The 17,713-nt window shown below is 57.8% G+C and carries 15 protein-coding genes and 1 pseudogene; 8 read left to right on the top strand and 8 right to left on the bottom strand.

Annotated elements, in window-relative coordinates:
* The first annotated feature begins 87 nt into the window (after nucleotides 1-87).
* From K3728_01100 to K3728_01135, 8 genes are all read left to right on the top strand, one after another.
* Complete coding sequence (locus tag K3728_01100; GenBank protein ID UWQ95875.1) at nucleotides 88-816, top strand: CDP-alcohol phosphatidyltransferase family protein; 729 nt, start codon at nucleotides 88-90, stop codon at nucleotides 814-816.
* Nucleotides 813-2,432 carry a sulfatase gene (locus K3728_01105; GenBank protein ID UWQ95876.1) on the top strand — a complete coding sequence of 540 codons (1,620 nt, stop codon included), beginning with the start codon at nucleotides 813-815 and terminating at the stop codon, nucleotides 2,430-2,432. Before K3728_01100 ends, K3728_01105 begins: the two co-directional genes overlap by 4 nt.
* On the top strand, nucleotides 2,432-3,364 hold the full coding sequence (locus tag K3728_01110) for a flippase-like domain-containing protein (protein ID UWQ97402.1): 933 nt from the start codon (nucleotides 2,432-2,434) through the stop codon (nucleotides 3,362-3,364). Before K3728_01105 ends, K3728_01110 begins: the two co-directional genes overlap by 1 nt.
* 63 nt (nucleotides 3,365-3,427) lie before the next feature.
* The gene (locus K3728_01115) at nucleotides 3,428-4,417 is read left to right on the top strand and encodes an ABC transporter substrate-binding protein (GenBank protein ID UWQ95877.1); all 990 of its coding nucleotides are present in this window, start codon (nucleotides 3,428-3,430) and stop codon (nucleotides 4,415-4,417) included.
* Nucleotides 4,418-4,420: 3 nt separating this feature from the next.
* Nucleotides 4,421-5,200, top strand: coding sequence for an ABC transporter ATP-binding protein (locus K3728_01120; GenBank protein ID UWQ95878.1), 780 nt, complete (start codon nucleotides 4,421-4,423; stop codon nucleotides 5,198-5,200).
* 29 nt (nucleotides 5,201-5,229) lie between these two features.
* The gene (locus K3728_01125; GenBank protein ID UWQ97403.1) at nucleotides 5,230-6,753 is read left to right on the top strand and encodes an ABC transporter permease subunit; all 1,524 of its coding nucleotides are present in this window, start codon (nucleotides 5,230-5,232) and stop codon (nucleotides 6,751-6,753) included.
* Nucleotides 6,750-7,796, top strand: a complete 1,047-nt coding sequence (locus K3728_01130; GenBank protein UWQ95879.1) for a glycosyltransferase family 4 protein — start codon at nucleotides 6,750-6,752, stop codon at nucleotides 7,794-7,796. Before K3728_01125 ends, K3728_01130 begins: the two co-directional genes overlap by 4 nt.
* Nucleotides 7,789-8,529 carry an FkbM family methyltransferase gene (locus K3728_01135; protein UWQ95880.1) on the top strand — a complete coding sequence of 247 codons (741 nt, stop codon included), beginning with the start codon at nucleotides 7,789-7,791 and terminating at the stop codon, nucleotides 8,527-8,529. The genes K3728_01130 and K3728_01135 overlap by 8 nt, the downstream gene beginning before the upstream one ends.
* A 77-nt stretch (nucleotides 8,530-8,606) precedes the next feature.
* On the opposite strand, the pseudogene K3728_01140 reads toward K3728_01135, so the two are convergent.
* From K3728_01140 to K3728_01175, 8 genes and pseudogenes are all read right to left on the bottom strand, one after another.
* Nucleotides 8,607-9,652, bottom strand: a pseudogene (locus K3728_01140) (site-specific integrase).
* A gap of 378 nt (nucleotides 9,653-10,030) precedes the next feature.
* Nucleotides 10,031-10,330: a transposase gene (locus tag K3728_01145; protein ID UWQ95881.1), complete on the bottom strand. Its 300-nt coding sequence runs from the start codon at nucleotides 10,328-10,330 to the stop codon at nucleotides 10,031-10,033.
* 77 nt (nucleotides 10,331-10,407) lie between these two features.
* Nucleotides 10,408-11,562, bottom strand: coding sequence for a UDP-N-acetylglucosamine 2-epimerase (non-hydrolyzing) (gene wecB, locus K3728_01150; protein ID UWQ95882.1), 1,155 nt, complete (start codon nucleotides 11,560-11,562; stop codon nucleotides 10,408-10,410).
* Nucleotides 11,563-11,642: 80 nt separating this feature from the next.
* Nucleotides 11,643-12,974, bottom strand: a complete 1,332-nt coding sequence (locus K3728_01155; GenBank protein UWQ95883.1) for a hypothetical protein — start codon at nucleotides 12,972-12,974, stop codon at nucleotides 11,643-11,645.
* Entirely contained in the window at nucleotides 12,971-14,086 is a 1,116-nt protein-coding gene (locus K3728_01160) for an NAD-dependent epimerase/dehydratase family protein (protein ID UWQ95884.1), read from the bottom strand. Before K3728_01160 ends, K3728_01155 begins: the two co-directional genes overlap by 4 nt.
* A gap of 3 nt (nucleotides 14,087-14,089) precedes the next feature.
* The gene (locus K3728_01165; protein ID UWQ95885.1) at nucleotides 14,090-15,097 is read right to left on the bottom strand and encodes a polysaccharide biosynthesis protein; all 1,008 of its coding nucleotides are present in this window, start codon (nucleotides 15,095-15,097) and stop codon (nucleotides 14,090-14,092) included.
* Nucleotides 15,098-15,110: 13 nt separating this feature from the next.
* The gene (pseC, locus tag K3728_01170) at nucleotides 15,111-16,283 is read right to left on the bottom strand and encodes a UDP-4-amino-4,6-dideoxy-N-acetyl-beta-L-altrosamine transaminase (GenBank protein ID UWQ95886.1); all 1,173 of its coding nucleotides are present in this window, start codon (nucleotides 16,281-16,283) and stop codon (nucleotides 15,111-15,113) included.
* Nucleotides 16,284-16,294: 11 nt separating this feature from the next.
* Entirely contained in the window at nucleotides 16,295-17,683 is a 1,389-nt protein-coding gene (locus tag K3728_01175) for a capsular biosynthesis protein (protein UWQ95887.1), read from the bottom strand.
* Nucleotides 17,684-17,713: the final 30 nt, after the last annotated feature.

Raw genomic sequence — 17,713 nt, forward strand, 5'->3', positions numbered from 1 at the left:
TGCATTATCAATTGTGGTTCGCGGAAATCGGACCAAATTACCTTTAATGCCTTAAAGCGAAGCAGATCGGTGTCGACAAAGCAACTCATGGCTAACTTGGACAAATCCTCTGACATGGGGCCGGCGCGGTTTTCTGTGGTGGCGCAATTTACTGTGATGGGCCTGATCGGGGCCTGCTTCGCCGCTGGTACCGCGTGGATTCTGCTTGGCAATTCCCCAAGCATTCTGGGGGGCATGTGCCTTTATGGGGTCGTGATAGCGCTGGCCCTTAACGGGGTGCGAGAGGGGTTTGCGCACCGAACCATTGGCCTGTGCAACGGGGCCACGATTGCACGGCTTGCGTTGGTTTCCGTATTGGTTGCTGTCCTTTTGTCGGGATACGCGCTTTCGTGGGCAGTGTTTGGCTTGGCCGTGGTTGCCTTCGCACTCGATGGTGTGGACGGGTGGCTGGCAAGGCGAGAGGGTCGCGCCTCGGCCTTCGGAGCGCGGTTCGATATGGAGGTCGACTCTCTCCTTGCGCTGGTTCTGGCATTGTTGGCATGGCAGAGCGGCACAGTTGGCGCTTACGTGGTGATCCTCGGTTTGCCTCGCTACGCCTTTTGGGCCGCGCAATTTCCCTTCCCATGGTTGAACGGCACCTTGCCGGAGCGCTTTAGCCGCAAGGTCGTATGTGTGGTGCAAATCACGGCCCTGATCGCGGCGCTATGCCCCTTGGTGCCGGCGCAGGTTGCGAGCGTTTTCGTGGGCGTGGCTGCTGCTGCTTTGATCTGGTCGTTCTGGGTGGATGTCCGGAACCTATCCGGCGCAAGGGGATGAGCGCCCTGCGGCTGATCCTTGCGACGGCAATCCTGCATCTGGTGTTGGTGCAGCCCAACCACCCCGAAGCGATGACATGGGGCGCATTGCGGGTTTTTCCGCTGGAGCTGCCTGCAATCGTTTTGGCGATGGTAGCCCTAGGGAGGGGCCGGGTAGGGCTGGTTGTCAGGGCGGTTTTGACGGCTTTGCTGACTGTGATTGTGGTGCTTAAAGGCGCCGATTTCGTCAGCTTCAACACGCTGTCACGGGGGTTTAACCCGGTGGCGGATTTCCCTTTGGTGGCGGCTTTGTTCCGGTTTGTGTCGGGCACGCTTGGGGGGCTGCTGGCGGCGGGAGCCTTCGTGGTTGTGGTGCTTTGCGTGGCGATGCTGGCGTGGGCGCTTTGGTGGGCGATGGGCGTATGGGCCGGGATCGCGGTGCGGCCCCTCTGGGCGCGTGGGGCCGGGGTCGCTGCGCTGGTGGCGACGGCGGTTGTCGTGGCTGAAGTCGGCGATACCATGGCCGTTTGGAACGCCCCCGTCCGCATGCCGGGAACGGCCTTTACGGCTCGCGTCGGGGTCGAGCGTGTGGTCACCGTGCGCCAGACCTTGGCCGAGTTGCGCGAGTTCCGAGAGGAGGTCGCCAGCGATCCCTATGCGGGCGCGTCGGGTCTGTTTGAGCTCATCGATCGGGATGTGTTGATCCTGTTCGTGGAAAGCTATGGGCGAACCAGTTTCGACACGCCCTATTACGCGGAGGTTCATGGCGAAACCCTTGCGGCCTATGAAGCGATCCTGCGTGAACGGGGCCTTTCCATGCGGTCGGGGTTTCTGACCTCTCCCACCCATGGGGGACAAAGTTGGCTGGCGCATTCGACAGTTTCCAACGGCATGTGGATCGACAACCAGGTGCGCTACGGCGCGGCTCTAACCAGCGGAAGAGAGACGTTATTTCACTATGCGGGCAATGCCGGGCTGCGTACTGCTGCGGTGATGCCTGCGATCACCCTTGATTGGCCAGAGGCCGCCGCGATGGGGTTCGAAACGATCCTGAGCGCCGATGATCTGGGCTACGCCGGGTTGCCGTTCAACTGGGTCACCATGCCCGATCAGTACACGCTTTCCATGATGGACCGTCGGTTGCGACAGAGGGGGGACACGCGGCACCTGTTCGCGCAAATAGCGCTGATTTCGTCCCACGCGCCCTGGGTGCCTGTGCCCGAGCTGATTGCATGGGACGACATCGGCGACGGTACGGTTTTCAACGAGGTGGCCAGTTCTGGCGATACGCCCGAGGTCGTTTGGAGAGACCGGGAAAGGGTGCGGTTCCAATACCGGTTGGCCGTGGATTACGCCCTGCAAGTGGTGTTCGACTACGCCCGAATACATGCGGAAGACCCGCCGTTGATGATCGTGATCGGGGATCACCAAGCGGCGAGCTTCATTGGTCTGGATGACAGACGCGAGGTGCCGGTCCATGTGATCGGACCCGGGCATTTAGTCTCGGCACTTGAACAAATCGCCCCGTTTGAAGGCTTGGTGCCAGACGTCGGATCGCCGGCTTTGGCAATGGATGAGCTGCGCGATATTGTGCTGAGCGCCTTTCAGGCCGCCGCGCAGGCTGGGCCTTCGGAATGATGACAAAAACAGGCTCTAAATGGCTGATTAGAGCCTTGAAAATGACCATCTTGGCAGCGATCCTATGGCTCTTGTGGCGCGCTGTGGATTGGGCAGAGGCGCTTGTCTTAATGCGAAGTGCGCAGCCGGGATGGCTGGCGGTGGCGGCGTTGGCGCTTACGCTGCAAACGATATTGTCGGCCTTGCGGTGGCGGATCACTGCGGCTCGGTTGGGGATAGAAATCTCGGTGACCGAGGCTCTGGGCGAATATTACCTATCGCAGGTCGTGAACCAATCGCTGCCGGGCGGCGTCGTGGGTGACGCCAGCCGCGCAATGCGGGCAAGGGGGCAGGCGGGTATCGTTGCCTCGGGCCAAGCGGTAGTGTTCGAGCGGTTATCGGGACAGCTGGGATTGCTGGCGGTTTTAGGCGTCGGGCTGTTGGTGGCCTTGATCGTGCCGACAGGCATGGCGTGGCCCATGTGGCTAATCGTGCCCGTTGTAATAGGCGCGACGGCGCTTTGCATCACGGCGCTTGGGCTGTTGTGGCAGGCGCGGGCGGATACGGCGTTGGGGCGCGGTCTGCGCAGTTTCCGCTACGCCGTTACCGCGCCGCCTGTCTGGCGCCAGCAAGCGGCGCTTAGTCTTGGCACTGCATTGTGCAACATTGCCGCCTTCGGCTTTTGTGCCGTTGCCCTCGGCGTGGCTTTGCCACTTCTCGCAGCTATCTCTTTGGTGCCGTTGATTTTGTTCGCGATGGTCCTACCCTTGTCGATCAGTGGTTGGGGGTTGCGGGAAGGGGCGGCGGCGGTGCTGTTCCCCCTGATCGGTGCATCGATGAGCGCGGGGCTGGCGACGAGTGTTGCCTTTGGCCTCGTGTTCCTGTGCACCGTCATTCCCGGACTCTTACTGACGTGGTTGCGACCAATCGCGCCTGTGCTTGGTCGGCGATGAGCTAAATGGTTAACAATGCGGTGTGGCAAGCGCCCCGCCCGAATTTGGAAAAGTGAGATTGTGATGCCCCCTTTCAACGGCCTGACCCGCCGCCATATCCTTGCCTCTGGTGCCGCGGCTGGCGCGATGGGTTTTCTGCCTCGCGCGGCCATGGCGCAGTCACAGGTGAGCTTGCAATTGTCGTGGCTGCATTCGACGCAATTCGCAGGCAGCTATATCGCGCTTGACCGTGGCCTATGGCGCGATGCGGGGCTTGAGGTTTCGCTGCTACCCGGCGGACCTAACGCCCCGGTAGAGCCGCCCGTTGTGGCCGGCACCGCATTGGTGGGGATTTCTGCCGCCGATTACACGGCTGCCGCCGTGGCCGAGGGCGCGCCGTTCAAGATCATCGGCGTGGCGATGCAGAATAACCCCTTCGCGATCACCTCGCTGACGTCCAACCCGGTGAATGTGCCCGCCGATCTGGAGGGCAAGCGCATTGGCATGGCCTTGGCGAACACGCCTGTTCTGCGAGCTTTGTGCACCCTGAACGATGTGGATTTCGATGCGATTGAGGTGATCCCTACCCAGTATTCGCCGCAACCCCTTGTGGCAGGAGAGGTTGATTGTCTTTTGTCTTGGGAAACCGATCTTCCCGTCGCCCTGACGGTTCAGGGCATCGACAATACCACGATGTTGCTGGCCGACCACGGCTATGCGGTGCATTCGCAAACCTACATCGCGACCGAGGACAGCATTGCCAACCGCCGGGCTGATATCGTGGCCTTGATGGCTGGCGAAGTCGCCGGTTGGGACGCGTACCGTGCCGACACCGAGGCGGCCACTGACCTGACCTTGCGGATGTTCCCCGATGCGGGGCTGGACCGGGAAACTCAGCTATTGCAGGCCGCGCGGCAGGTGCCGTTGATGTTCTCGGACCTGACCGACGCGAATGGTTTTGGCTGGTGGACGGAGGAAACCGTCGCCGCGAACATCGAGACATTGGCGTTGTTGGACCGAGAGGTTACAGCCGACCTATGGGATCGATCGATCTTGGAAGAGGTGCACGGCTAACCCATGTCGACCGAGGTTATCTGCACCGATCTGGCAAAGACCTACTCCGGCGGGGTAGAGGCTCTGCGCCCGTTAGACCTGTCCTTCAAGGCAGGCCAAACCACGGCCCTTGTCGGCCCGTCGGGGTGCGGCAAGTCCACGGTGTTGCGGATCATTGCGGGGTTAGAGCCGCCCTCTGCCGGAACGGTAACCATCGGCGGCGCGCCGCCCGCTGAAACGCTGCAAAAAGCGGGGCTGTCGGTGGCGTTCCAAGATCCATCCCTGCTGCCTTGGCGGTCGGTGCGGGGGAACATCGAGCTAGCCCTGACGTTGGCCCGCAAGCCCGTGGACCGGGGAGAGGTGGACCAACTTATCAATCTTGTGGGTCTAAACGGCTTTGCCGACACGCGCCCGGCAGAGCTTTCGGGTGGTATGCGCCAGAGAGCCGCGATGGCGAGGGCGCTGGCGACGCGGCCAGACTTGTTGCTGCTGGACGAGCCCTTTGGGGCAGTAGATGAGCTGACGAGGCAACAACTCGCCAACGACCTTCCCGGCATTTGGGAGGCGCGGGGGACGACCACGGTGCTGGTCACCCATTCCGTGCGCGAGGCGGTAACCCTGTGCGACCGCGTCATCGTTCTGTCGCCGCGCCCGGCCCGTGTGGTGGCTGACATTTCCGTCGATCTGCCTCGCCCGCGCCCGTTGGACGTGGGGCACACGCCGGCCTTTGCGAGGATCGTCGAAAGAATCTATGACGCCTTGTCGGGTGGCATGGCGGAAACGATGCCCAAGGCCGCCCAATGACGCGAAGCCGCGCGGCCCATTGGCCAAACATGCCGTGGCTCGGGCCGATCATAGCGGTGCTGGTGTGGGAGGGGCTTGCCCACGTCCTTGCCGATACCTTCGTACTGGCCGGGCCTACGGCCATTCTCGGCTACCTCTATGACAACGCAGGCCTGATTAGCCGCGCCTTGGCCGAGACCTTGGGCAATGCGGTGGCGGGGTTCATCATCGGGAACCTGGCGGCGGTGCTGCTGGCCGTAATCGCCACGGTTTGGCCGCGTAGCGACGCTATGGTGCGGGGCTTGGCCTTGGTGGTGTTCTGCTTGCCGCTGGTGGCAACGGGGCCAATCCTACGGGTCGCTTTCGGGCCGGGGGACGGGCCGCAGATCGTGCTGGCGGCGTTGGCCGTGTATTACACAACGCTGATCCCTCTGTTGGTGGGATTGCGGGCGGTGCCTGCGGGGTGGCTTGATCTTGTGCGCAGCTATGGGCGCGGCGGTTGGGCCACGCTGGTCCATGTGCGGGCCATGGCGGCTTTGCCGTACTTTGTCGCCGGATTGCAGATTGCCGCGCCCGCCGCCTTTTTGGGCGCCATGGTAGGCGAGTTCACCGGGGCTGAACGCGGCATGGGCGTGCTGACGATCCGCGCCATGCGCGACATGAATGTAGAGATGACATGGGCCTTGGCCGTGGTGGCCACGGCGGTGGCTGTCGCCGGGTTCTGGGCTATCGGCTGGATCGCACGGCAGTTCATGCAAGGGGAGCCTCCGGTGATCCTGTCACCGCCACAGGCGGACAAACGCGGGAATGCCTTCTTGACGCTTCTGGGGATCGTGGCAGTGCTTTTGTTGATCTGGTGGGGCGGGTTGAAGGTGCTGGGCATCAGCCCGTTCTTCGCCAAAGGCCCGGTCGAGGTTTTTGACGCGCTGTTTCTTGCCCCTGACGCGCCGTTGGTGCGGGCGACGCTGGGGACGTCACTGGCAGAGACTGCGGTGTTCCTTTTTCCCGGCTACGTCGCCGGGCTCGGGGCGGGCGCGTTGCTTGCTATGCTCATCGTCTTGGTGCCGAGGGCGGCAGGCACGGCGATGCCCTTGGCCATCGCGCTCCGCTCGGTGCCGATCATCACAACGGCGCCGCTTGTGGTTCTGGTAACGGGGCGCGGCGCGGTGGGGACCATCACCCTTGTCGCGATCATGGTGTTCTTTCCCACCTTTGTGGCCTGCCTTCACGGATTGCGCCAAGCGCCGGGGCGGGTGATCGACGTGATGCGAAGCTATGCCGCCCGCCCGTTGACCGTGCTGACCCGCGTTCAGGTGCCCGCCATGTTGCCCGCCTTCTTTGCAGCGGCTCGCATGAATGTCCCGGCTTCCGTCCTTGCGGTGACGGTGGTGGAATGGCTGGCCACGGGTAACGGCATCGGCAGTCTGATGGCACTGTCTGCGTCGCAATCGGATTACGACATGCTATGGAGCGCCGTGGTGCTGGTCGCGATCCTATCTGCGCTAGGTTACGCAGGCGTCGGCTGGCTGGAACGTCGCGTATTGGCCACCTATGCGCCGGAGCAATTGCAATGAAACGATCTGCCGCCTTCGCCATTCCCGGTGATATCAACACTGTCACCGGAGGCTACATCTACGAGCGCCGCTTGCTGGAGGAGCTTCGCCGCCTTGGCCATGACGTGACCCACATTGAGTTGGGCGCGTCTTTTCCTGACCCCACGCATGACGATATGGACGATGCCATTGCCCAATTGACCGCGTTGGACCCAAACCGCGCCCTGATCCTTGATGGGTTGGTCTATGGCGCGATTGATCCCAAAGGTCTGGCCCAAGTGAAGGCGCCGATTGTGGCGATGATTCATCACCCCTTGGCGCTGGAAACCGGCCTTGATCCGGCCATGCGTGAGCATCTGTTTGCGACTGAAAAGGCCAATCTGGCGATGGCACAAAGGGTCTTAGTCCCAAGCCCCCACACCGCCGCGACCTTGCGCGGCAAGTATGCGGTTCCCGGCGATAAGATCACCATCGCGCAACCGGGGACGGAAGTGAGCGGCGGCACGCCTGCGCCCGTTGATCCGCCGCTTATCCTGTCGGTGGGGCTGCAACACCCACGCAAGGGCCATGACGTGTTGATCACCGCCTTGGCCGAGGTGCGCGACCTGCCGTGGCGGGCGGCCATCGTCGGGTCGATCCACGACGCCCCCCATGCCGAGGCTTTGGCCCGCTTGGTCACGGACTTGGACCTCTCCGACAGGGTCACCATGATGGGCCGCGTGCCACAAGACGTTTTGGATGGCCTTTACGCAACGGCCTCCATCTTCGCGCTGGCGACGCGGTATGAAGGTTATGGCATGGTCTTTGATGAGGCTTTGTCTTGGGGATTGCCGATAGTTTCATGTGCGACCGGTGCGGTGCCGGACACGGTGCCCAAGGTCGCTGGCCTCTTGGTAACCCCGCAGCGCGCAGGCGAATTTGCGGGGGCGTTGGGCCGGCTGTTGACCGATGTCCCCTTGCGCAAACGCATGGCGCGCGCGGCCCTGAAAGCGGGGGCAGCGCTGCCCACATGGCAGGACACAGCGGCCGTGGCCGGGGGCGTGTTGGATCAACTCGATGGGTAGCGCGATTGGGCATTCGCTGGATGTGTACTACCGCGACGCTGCCCGCACGTCGCGGATGGATCGCCTGAATGCGTGCTTCGTGAGGCCGGGCGAGCTCGTCTTTGATGTGGGCGCCCATGTGGGGGACCGGACCGCCAGTTTCCGTCGCCTAAGCGCAAAAGTGGTCACGTTAGAGCCGCAGCCCCGCGTCTTTCGTGCGCTGCGCTTGATCCACGGACGCGATGCCCAAGTGACCCTTCGGCCCGAGGCCGTGGGCGACGCAATGGGAGAAGTCGCCCTCCACCTCAACACCCGCAACCCTACAGTCTCCACCGCCTCGACCGAGTTGATAGAGGCTGCCCCCAGTGCGCGGGAATGGGCCGGGCAGGTTTGGGACGAGACGATCCGAGTACCGGTTGTGACGCTTGACCACTTGATTGCCACCCACGGCACGCCCGCGTTCATCAAGATTGACGTGGAGGGACATGAGGCCGCGGTTCTTGCAGGGCTATCTGCCCCCGTGAAAGCGCTGTCGTTCGAGGTGACAACAATCCAACGCGCAGTCGCTTTCGCCTGCCTGTCGCGGCTTGCCAAGCTTGGCGCATATGAGTTCAACCTGAGCCTCGGAGAAGAACATGCCTTGCGCCACGCCGACTGGATCAGCGCCGAAGCGATGACCACCGAGATCGCGCAGCTTCCCGATGCGGCAAATTCTGGGGATGTGTATGGGCGGTTGCGTGTGGGTGATTTGTAAGAATTCGGGTCTGCGGTGTACCTTGCTCTAAAGGGTTCTGAGAGTAGCTGTTAATGGACAGTGGTAGGAGGGCCACCTTAAACATTACCTGTTCGAAATAGCGCGCGTACGTCAGCCTCGTCTGACTCGGCGTGGGCATAGATCCGCATGGGAAGATTGGGATCCGACCACCGCCCGGCCTTTGCGGCCGTCACTGGGTCGACGCCTTGGCGCACCACGAGTTCGGTAAAGAATCCATGCCGACCTGCTCGGTGCGCAGACAAATATGGTATACCTGCGCGCTTACAGATATCTGCCAACGCTTCGTGTACCCCGTTGGGCTGCCGTAGCCGAACACGCGGGCGGACATATAGCGACCTGTCTTGCGGTTTTTTGGACGTTTGGGCGCTAATGCGCACATCTCCTGCATCATTTGCGGCGAGACGGTGATCCAGTCATCCGGATGACCCTTCTGTGCCTTTAGCCGAACTTGGTTATCGGCCTGGCACAGGTCGTTCGGTTCGAGGGACACCGCCTGATCGATACGGGATGCGGTTTCGAATATAAACCGCAGCAGCGAAGCATTATAGGGATCGGCGACGCCGCAGAACGCTTCTACCCATGATTTGTCCGAAGGCCTTCTTTCGACACGGCTTTGCTTGCCCCGCGCCTTGTCCTGCGCGATCCGTTCGAATTTGTCATATGCTTTCACTCGAATGAGCGGCGTTCGTTCCAGCTCGTGGGCATTATTAATAACTGCTTGCGCGGGCGTTACAATTTCGCGCCACCAAGTGTCGGTACAAGCGTTAGGTTTTAGTTTCGGGCCAAGCGCTTTTAGTCGTGCACCGGTTATGCTGCTAAGTGACAGAAGTCCGATTTCTGCGACGATCGGAATGAGTTGCTTCGCGACTTTCGGCGATGCGTTATACAACATTATGGCATCTGCGAACGTCGTACTTGCCTCGTCCCCAACAACATACCGGCGAACTTGATTCTCCGTTTCGAACGCTATCCAGTCCCGCGCGTTTGCCTCTTTAAATGACTTAGTGCTGCACCGGTATGGACCGGCGATTGGCCTGCCGATGTATTCGATTCAGCCCCTTGCCCAGAAAAAATTCCCACGTTTGTAGGTCTCGAGCGGCATGATGAACCTCTTTCGAAAATAGTATCGATCTGTGGTGCGTGATGAGCATGGTTCGCCCTAGGCGATAGTATGCGCCCATTGCATTGGCGCGGTCTCGCAACGAGCGTTCGGAAATATCGACGCCCAGACCTTCATGAACTCAACCCACTGAGCCGGTGTCTTGCCCGACCCCAGGATCTTAGAGCCTTCCGGTGTCCCGAAATCAGACATTTTTGAACTGCCTTTCACAATGAGCCTCGATCAGCGAACCTTGTGAAGTCGCTTGTCCAGCACCATCGGAAGTGATGAGATTGAATAAAAGATAGAGCTTTTTAGTTTTGATCCAGCTCTGTGCGATCAAGCTTGAGCATCGATTTTCGTTCGCTCGGGTTCATCTCTTCAGCCCTTGTGACGAAAATCGGTTTCGACCGCCAACTTCCCGATCTTTGCAGGAAGCTCTTTCAACTCGGCTTCATTGTCCTCGACTTTCCTGACCTTGTCAGAAAATACGCCCGTAAGGCCATCAATAGCCTGCCGCATCCAAGTTGTGACCTGCGTCGGGTGGATCTTGTGCTTCGCCGCGATCTCTTGAGCCGTCTTGTCGCCACGCAGCGCTTCTAGCGCTACGGTAGCTTTGAACTTGTCAGAAAACTGCGTCTCTTGGTCATTTGTGTATCCTAACTTCAAGTTTGGATACATCTTAGCACGCTGTCCAGTTTTGCCGGACCCCTTCACACCTCAGCAATCAGCTAATTTGTGCAAAAGAACCGCTTCAGTCAAGAAAGGTCGTTGCTCCTAATGCCATCCCAAGCATTCGACAACCGTGCGGTTCCTAAGATTAAGGAAACCACTCGTTCCGACGTATTGCTGATGCAATAATCGGTCGGAATTGGGTTTGCCACGCCAGCCTCAACACGCTCGGCGTACATTTGTGTTGCACCGTCTACACCGTTAATTATCGCGTCGCGATCTAGCCCTGTCAGGATGATGCAGCCGACGTCTAGCCCCTCGGGCCGTTCAAACGCATCCCTTGGAGTAACCGCTGGAAAGCCAAGGATGGAGCTTTCTTCGGAAATCGTGCCGCTATCGGAGATCGCGCAGAACGCGTTCTTCTGCAACTTGTTGTAGTCGTGGAAACCGAATGGAGTCATCCAACGCACCCGACTATCAAGCGTGCAGCCCTCAAGCGCATCCAGCCGCTTGCGTGTGCGTGGATGGGTCGAAACGATCACCGGCATGTTGTATTTTTTTGTCAGCGCATTCAGCGTATCGACTAACGCCTTCAAGCGAACAGAATTATCCACGTTCTCTTCACGATGCAGAGATACGATAAAATAACCCTGCGGCGTCAGGTCTAAACGCGAAAGGACGTCGGACGCCTCAATCCGGTCCCGAAAATGATCCAGCACTTCGCGCATCGGCGACCCGGTCAAATAGATCCGACGATGTTGAATGCCTTCTGACAGAAGATGGCGCCTTGCGTGTTCGGTATAGACCAGGTTGAAGTCAGCGATATGGTCGACCAGCTTGCGGTTCGTCTCTTCCGGAACATTGCGGTCGTAGGAACGGTTGCCCGCTTCCATGTGATAGACTGGGATTTTCAGCCGCCTCGCGATGATCGCTGAGATTGCCGAATTCGTGTCACCAAGGATCAAAACTGCGTCGGGGCGGTCAGCTAGCAGCACTTTTTCTGTTTCCATCAGGATTTTGCCTAGTGTCTCACCTAGGGAGCCCCCGCCCGTACCAAGAAAATAGTCGGGCTTACGCAGACCCAGATCGTCAAAAAAGACTTCGTTCAGGGCATGGTCCCAGTTTTGTCCGGTATGGACGATCTTATGGTCGCAAAAAGTGTCAAGCCGAGGAAGGATCCGAGCCAGGCGAATGATCTCCGGACGGGTGCCAAGGATCGTGTGTACTTTGAGTTTGGTCATATTCAGATTGAACTTTCGAGATCTATTTGTGGAAGAGTAAATTATACGAGGCAAGGTAAATCCTTACAAAACCAGTAATACTACACCCATTTTTTTATTTTTCGATCGCCAACGAGTATGAAAAGAAGAGATATGAACAACAAGGAGGGACCGGCGCCTACGGAAGCTGCATTGTATAAGGGAGCCATCGCTAATATAGTTAGGCCCAAGCTGGCAAGCGGCAAGACTCTTCGAGTCCCACGAAGCGCCTTGCTTATAACTATTAGTAGCGCTACTGGCAGAAAAATCGCAAAAATCGCAACGCCGAGGATCCCAAAGTCAACAAAAATCGAGCCAGGAAGAGTATAATACGCGCCATTAATGGGAAGGTCGGTAGAAAGATCCGCAACAATCGATAGTCCGGTTAGTTTTTCAAATATCAAGAAAAATACATAAAAGTTATATGATCCACCAAGATGCCCGTTTGGCAGTCCAACTTCCAGCAATCGATCAAAATATACTAACCCTAGCGTGAAATAGTTGTGTAAATTGGCAAGTGCAAAATACACTCCGTCTCCCATCCATGTAGGAACCTTGCTACTATCAAAAATGTACCCTGATTCAGTTGCTGTAAGTATTGCTCGATAGATAAGGTCATCGGTTCTCAGTAATCCCCTTTCAATAAAAACGTATAGAGAATAGAAAATTGCAAGAGCCAGAGCTGAATAGAGCAATGTTTTCACGATAACTGTCTTTGCGCTACGCCCACTTAACGCAGCCTTCACGGAGAGGGTCGGCCAAATAAGTCCAGCCATGTAGATGAATACAAGACAAATAAGAAATGAATTTCTTCCTCCGCTTAGGAATGAAGAAAATATACCAAGAATTGTAAGCGCCACAACCATCGGATTAACCTTTTTTTGCAACCCAAGGCGTTCAATTATTGCTAGTAGCAAGAATGCAGGTGCACCAGATGTCAGTGTGGTAACGCCAGTAATAACGCCACCCTGCCCAGCACCCTCTGCAATTTCGACATACCGCGCTCCAGTAATCCCGTCAGTTAATACTGCGCCAACAAAAATGTAACGATATACCATAGATAGGGTATAGACAATTGATAGGGCAATGAATAGCCGATAGGATCTATTGCCAAAAAAGAAATTTCTATTTTGCATTCGTTCCACCTCGAGAGGCTGGGGCCTTGGGTGAAGAAGGTAAATAAAAGCGAAAAATGAAATCGGGAGTGAGAAAAGAATAGTAATAATCCACATTTCTGCTCCGAGTGGCGGATAGGAGAAGAACAGCGTTATCTGAAGAAGGAATATTGAGCACAACAATGGCATGAAGTAAGCTTGAATGACTAACTTCAATGCTCTATGCTTTACTTCAACCGTATGGGTTAAAGCGAATTCACTATTCTCTTTTGCTTTCATTCCTTTTCGCGCGCCTCACGAAGCCTGAACGTATCGGGCCGCTCCTCGTCAAACACTTCATTGGCCCAGATCAATAAGACCGCTGTGCCATCTCCTACGTTGATGAGCGTGTGTATCCAGCCGGGCCTTGTCCAAAAGGACTGACCGGTCTGGACAACCCGCGTAAGGGTCTCACCGCCGCGGACGTCACGTTCGATCAACTCGACACGGCCCTGCGCCAGATGGAAGTTCTCGCATTTCGTGTCGTGGAAATGATTTCCACGGCTTGCACCGGGCTCAATGGTCAGGACGGACACCTGACCGTAGCTATCGGCCTTGAAAAGCTCGCAAAAGCTGCCCGTGTCCGAGGTGATCCGGTTCAAGTTGAAGACCCTTGCGTCCTGATCGAGATGGCTCAGATAGGTGGCATGAAGCTGTTTACGTAGGTCATTGCCGACATCCGGTATGAGGGTCGTTTGGCTGTCCCGGCGAAAGCTGTCGATCATTTCAGCGACTTCACCCACCGTCGTTCGGGTGGTCGCGAATGTTTCAACAAATTGGACGCCCGGCGACGTGCCTGTGGCAAGCGCCCCAAGGTACAGATCAATCAAGTCGTCGACATAGAGAAGATCGACGCTCGCTGCTGGGTCATTAATGCTAAACTCTTCATTCCTTATGGCTTGATCTATGAAAGTCGCAATGAAGGAATTATAATTGGGCTTGCACCATTTCCCGAACAGGTTGGGCAGTCGCCAGATCGCCGTGGACCAACCCGCCTGTGGCGCAAGTTGCACGACCCGTTCCTCGCCCGCCTTTTTGGAGCGCCCATAGGGGTCGTCGCGCATGTACCGGCTGCTAGAGGCGTAGTGAAAGCTGGACGATGGGCTACGCGGACGAAAACAGGCCAAAATGTCGTCGACATAGTCGACATTGTCCATTGTGAATCCGTCATCCGTCGCGGGCCTATTCGCCCCGGCGAGGTGAATGATATGATCGACCTGGGTGCCGTGAAAGTCTTTGAGCGAACTTTCGCGGGTCAGGGGGATCACCTCATGATCCGTACGGTTTTCTAGCGCCAGAACCAGGTTTTGGCCCACAAATCCGGAAGCACCCGTGATAAGGACGCGCGCCATCGTTCAGAATTCCAATGCCGCAGTTGAACGCAGCAGGTCGCACACGCCATCGACATCGAGTTGCTCGGTATTGCTGGAGTGATAGCCTTCCCGCATCAGATCGCTTTCCTGCTCCCCATCCACGCCATCTACAGTGAACTTGTCGTAGTTCAGGTTGCGACCGTCCTGGCGAACACGGAAGAACCCGCCGAGATCTTCGGCACGCGCAAGCTCCTCGACGCTAAGCAGAGCCTCATAGTCCTTTTCCCCGTGCCGCTTACCGATCACCTTCACCGGGACGTCGGCGCGGTTCATCAACCTGCTGACGGACTCCGTCAGCGTGGTAAGCGGTGCAGCCGGAGCCTTCTGCACGAAAACGTCACCGCGCGAGCCGTGTTCGAATGCAAAAAGAACTAGATCGACCGACTGTTCCAGCGTCATCATGAAGCGCGTCATTGTTGGCTTCGTGACAGTCATGGGCTTGCCGTCCAGTATCTGCTGCATGAACAGCGGGATCACAGATCCGCGGGAGCCTACAACGTTACCATACCGCGTGATCGAGATACGCGTGTCTGCGCTATCACGCGCCTTTGCGACGACAACTTTCTCCATCATCGCCTTCGAAATGCCCATGGCATTGATCGGATAGACTGCCTTGTCGGTGCTTAGGCAAACGACACGCGACACGCCCGCCGCGATCGCTGCGGTCAAAACGTTCTCGGTGCCCATAACATTGGTTTTGACGGCTTCCATGGGAAAGAATTCGCACGATGGCACCTGTTTAAGGGCCGCGGCATGAAACACATAATCGACACTCGACATCGCCGAAGCAACCGAGCTGATGTCGCGCACATCGCCGATATAGAATCGCAACTTATCCGAGTTGTACTTAAGTCGAAGATCCTCTTGTTTTTTCTCATCGCGGCTGAACACGCGGATTTCTCCGATGCCGCTGTCAATGAATCGGTCTAATACCGTTGATCCGAATGAACCGGTGCCACCAGTAATTAATAGGGTTTTGCCCTCGAACATCGTGTGTCTCACTTCAAAAAATAGTTTGGTATCCAGCGGGCTCAAGCAGGCATTTGACCACTGTATCCTGCTCCCTCTCGGTCATGTCAAAGTAGAGCGGCAGGCTGATTGAGCGATCATAGTAGGCTTCGGCAACAGGGAATTGCAACGGATCGAAGCCCAGCGCGCGGTAATAGGGCTGCCTCGTAACCGGGATGTAATGCACATTCACTCCGATGCCGTGGGAGCGCAATTTTTCGAACAAGTGGCGCCGCGCAAGGGGGGTGCTGCCTTCGGCAAGGCGCATCACATAAAGATGCCACGACGACTGGTTTTCGTCGCTATCCAACACCGGGCGCAGAATGTCACTGCCGCTCAGTAGCCGGTCGTAGCGCTCTGCTAGCTTACGCCGACGCGCGACGAAGGCGTCCAAGCGGGACATTTGAGAAAGGCCCAAAGCCGCCTGCAATTCGGTCATCCGGTAATTGAAGCCAAGCTCTTGCTGCTCATAGTACCAAGGTCCGTCGTTGCTTTCCATTTCTACAGGATCGCGCGTGATGCCGTGGCTCCGAAAAGACGCCAGCTTGCGGGCCAGTGCCGGATCGTTGGTGGTGATCGCGCCGCCCTCGCCAGTGGTGATGATCTTGACCGGGTGGAAGCTGAACACACACAGATCGCTGTAGGGACAGGAGCCGACGAATTGACCGCCATATTGCGCGCCAATTGCATGCGATGCGTCCTCGACGACGCGAAAGCCATATTTCTTGCGCAGGATGTCAAGCGCCTTCATATCGCAGCTGCGGCCCGTCAAATGAACGGGGGCCACGACCTTCGGCAAACGCCCCTCTGCCTCGGCAGTTTTCAGTTTGGCTTCAAGTGCCGCCATATCCATGTTGAACGTGCTAGAACAAATATCGACGAAATCGACATCTGCACCACAATAGAGCGCCGCGTTCGCGGTGGCGACGAAGGTTATTGGCGTTGTCCACACCGTGTCTCCGGGGCCCACGTCGAGGCTCAACATCGCAATGTGCAACGCACTCGTGGCGCTATTGACTGCAATGCAGTGCGCCGCGCCGACATGGTCGGAAATCGCCTTCTCAAATCGGGGCAACGTAGGGCCCTGAGTGATGAAGTCGGACCGTAGGACTGTGACAACAGCCTTGATGTCTTCCTCAGAGATATTCTGTTTGCCGTAGGGTATCATTATTGACTCGTCTACCTATCTGACATTGTCTTGGGTGTCGCGGTATATTGGGTGTCGGCGTAGTCCAGATAGCTTCGGATCGATGCTGCCATGGTGTCACTCCAGCCGCTGTGCGTCGGGTTGTCCGCGCACCACTTGCCATTGTTTAGGAAGCGCCCCGATAATGTCCCGCGCAGCACATGGCCCGCCAGCAAGTTTTGTCTTTCCCTGACCGCGATCTGGTCGGGCAGATCTTCGGTCAGGGTCTCAATCGGCAGCAACGTGCCGGGTGGGGCGTAGTAGGGCTCGCTGTCACTGAGAACCGGTTTACCGCGCAGCGCGGCTTCGAACCCAGCCGTGCCCGTGCATACAAGCACGCCTTGGCAAAGCGTGACCAGATCATTGGACGGAACGCTAGGCGCGACCATGATGCAATTCGGCTCCGCCTCCAGCCGCTTGTAGAAGCCACGCGAACGATAGCCGAGCAGGTTGGGATGCTCCTTGACGAAGAAGCGCCACTTGACGCGGTAACGCTGGATCAGGTCGAGGACATGCTGCTCGTAGTCGATCCAGCGCGTGTCCGAACTCCAGTAATCGATCGTCGCCTCGGGCGACATCTGCAACGGCAGGTAGATCCGCGGCAAGCCATCATCTTCCGCGACCGCTTTCAGAGCGGGGCCACTAATGCCTTTCGGCATACGCGGCCAAAGGGCCCAGTACTGCGCGGCGATGATTTGAGACGCCCAATAGTGATAGTTTAGCCGGTTGGCTGGCTTCATCCGGCGTAGCGCGAACCATAGCGGCTTGGGCAAGTTGCGCATCCAGAGGCGCCACATTTGCCGTCGCATTTCTGTGTCGGTTTGGACGAGGAAATCCGGCCGGTAATCCTTGACGATCAGGGTAGACAATGCAGCGTCGATGTCCGCGTCCGACACAACGCGACTGTCGTTATGTTCGCCACGCGTAGAGATGCGGAAATGTTCATTGATGAAGCTAGGAACCAAACCAATGAACCTAATCCCTCGCTTCGCGCACAATGCTGCAAAGATATCCATCACGTAGCTGTCGACGGTAAGCGACAGCATGGCCGATGGCTTCGTTTCCGTCAGGACCTGATCGACCGCGTGCTCCATCGCCCACAGCAGGTGACGTGCTCGCACTTTGCCAATGCTGCGCAACAGTCGGCAGCGTAGGGTGATGTCAGCGGCCTCTTCCTCACTTAGGTGGCGGAGCGGGGCGTCAACGCGCGCTTGAGAATGAGCCGCGTTGAAGGTCGCGACCAAGCCAGACTGATCGACGGTGTGATGTTCACTGGTTATGGATAGGGACGCGTCTTCGCCCCAGATTCCGCGCGCCAAATGCGCCATCTGGGAGAGGTTCCAAGGCCGCACATACACCAAAATAGAATTCGGGTTGGTCATCAAAAACGGCCTTTCCCATTCGCTCGCCAA

This window comes from Rhodobacteraceae bacterium M385 (assembly GCA_025141835.1).
Classification (GTDB): Bacteria; Pseudomonadota; Alphaproteobacteria; order Rhodobacterales; family Rhodobacteraceae; genus Gymnodinialimonas.

Coding starts and splice junctions, on each gene's coding strand:
- K3728_01100 (UWQ95875.1), top strand. CDS start 88: ATGGCTAACTTGGACAAATCCTCTGACATGGGGCCGGCGCGGTTTTCT.
- K3728_01105 (UWQ95876.1), top strand. CDS start 813: ATGAGCGCCCTGCGGCTGATCCTTGCGACGGCAATCCTGCATCTGGTG.
- K3728_01110 (UWQ97402.1), top strand. CDS start 2,432: ATGACAAAAACAGGCTCTAAATGGCTGATTAGAGCCTTGAAAATGACC.
- K3728_01115 (UWQ95877.1), top strand. CDS start 3,428: ATGCCCCCTTTCAACGGCCTGACCCGCCGCCATATCCTTGCCTCTGGT.
- K3728_01120 (UWQ95878.1), top strand. CDS start 4,421: ATGTCGACCGAGGTTATCTGCACCGATCTGGCAAAGACCTACTCCGGC.
- K3728_01125 (UWQ97403.1), top strand. CDS start 5,230: ATGCCGTGGCTCGGGCCGATCATAGCGGTGCTGGTGTGGGAGGGGCTT.
- K3728_01130 (UWQ95879.1), top strand. CDS start 6,750: ATGAAACGATCTGCCGCCTTCGCCATTCCCGGTGATATCAACACTGTC.
- K3728_01135 (UWQ95880.1), top strand. CDS start 7,789: ATGGGTAGCGCGATTGGGCATTCGCTGGATGTGTACTACCGCGACGCT.
- K3728_01145 (UWQ95881.1), bottom strand. CDS start 10,330: ATGTATCCAAACTTGAAGTTAGGATACACAAATGACCAAGAGACGCAG.
- wecB (UWQ95882.1), bottom strand. CDS start 11,562: ATGACCAAACTCAAAGTACACACGATCCTTGGCACCCGTCCGGAGATC.
- K3728_01155 (UWQ95883.1), bottom strand. CDS start 12,974: ATGAAAGCAAAAGAGAATAGTGAATTCGCTTTAACCCATACGGTTGAA.
- K3728_01160 (UWQ95884.1), bottom strand. CDS start 14,086: ATGGCGCGCGTCCTTATCACGGGTGCTTCCGGATTTGTGGGCCAAAAC.
- K3728_01165 (UWQ95885.1), bottom strand. CDS start 15,097: ATGTTCGAGGGCAAAACCCTATTAATTACTGGTGGCACCGGTTCATTC.
- pseC (UWQ95886.1), bottom strand. CDS start 16,283: ATGATACCCTACGGCAAACAGAATATCTCTGAGGAAGACATCAAGGCT.
- K3728_01175 (UWQ95887.1), bottom strand. CDS start 17,683: ATGACCAACCCGAATTCTATTTTGGTGTATGTGCGGCCTTGGAACCTC.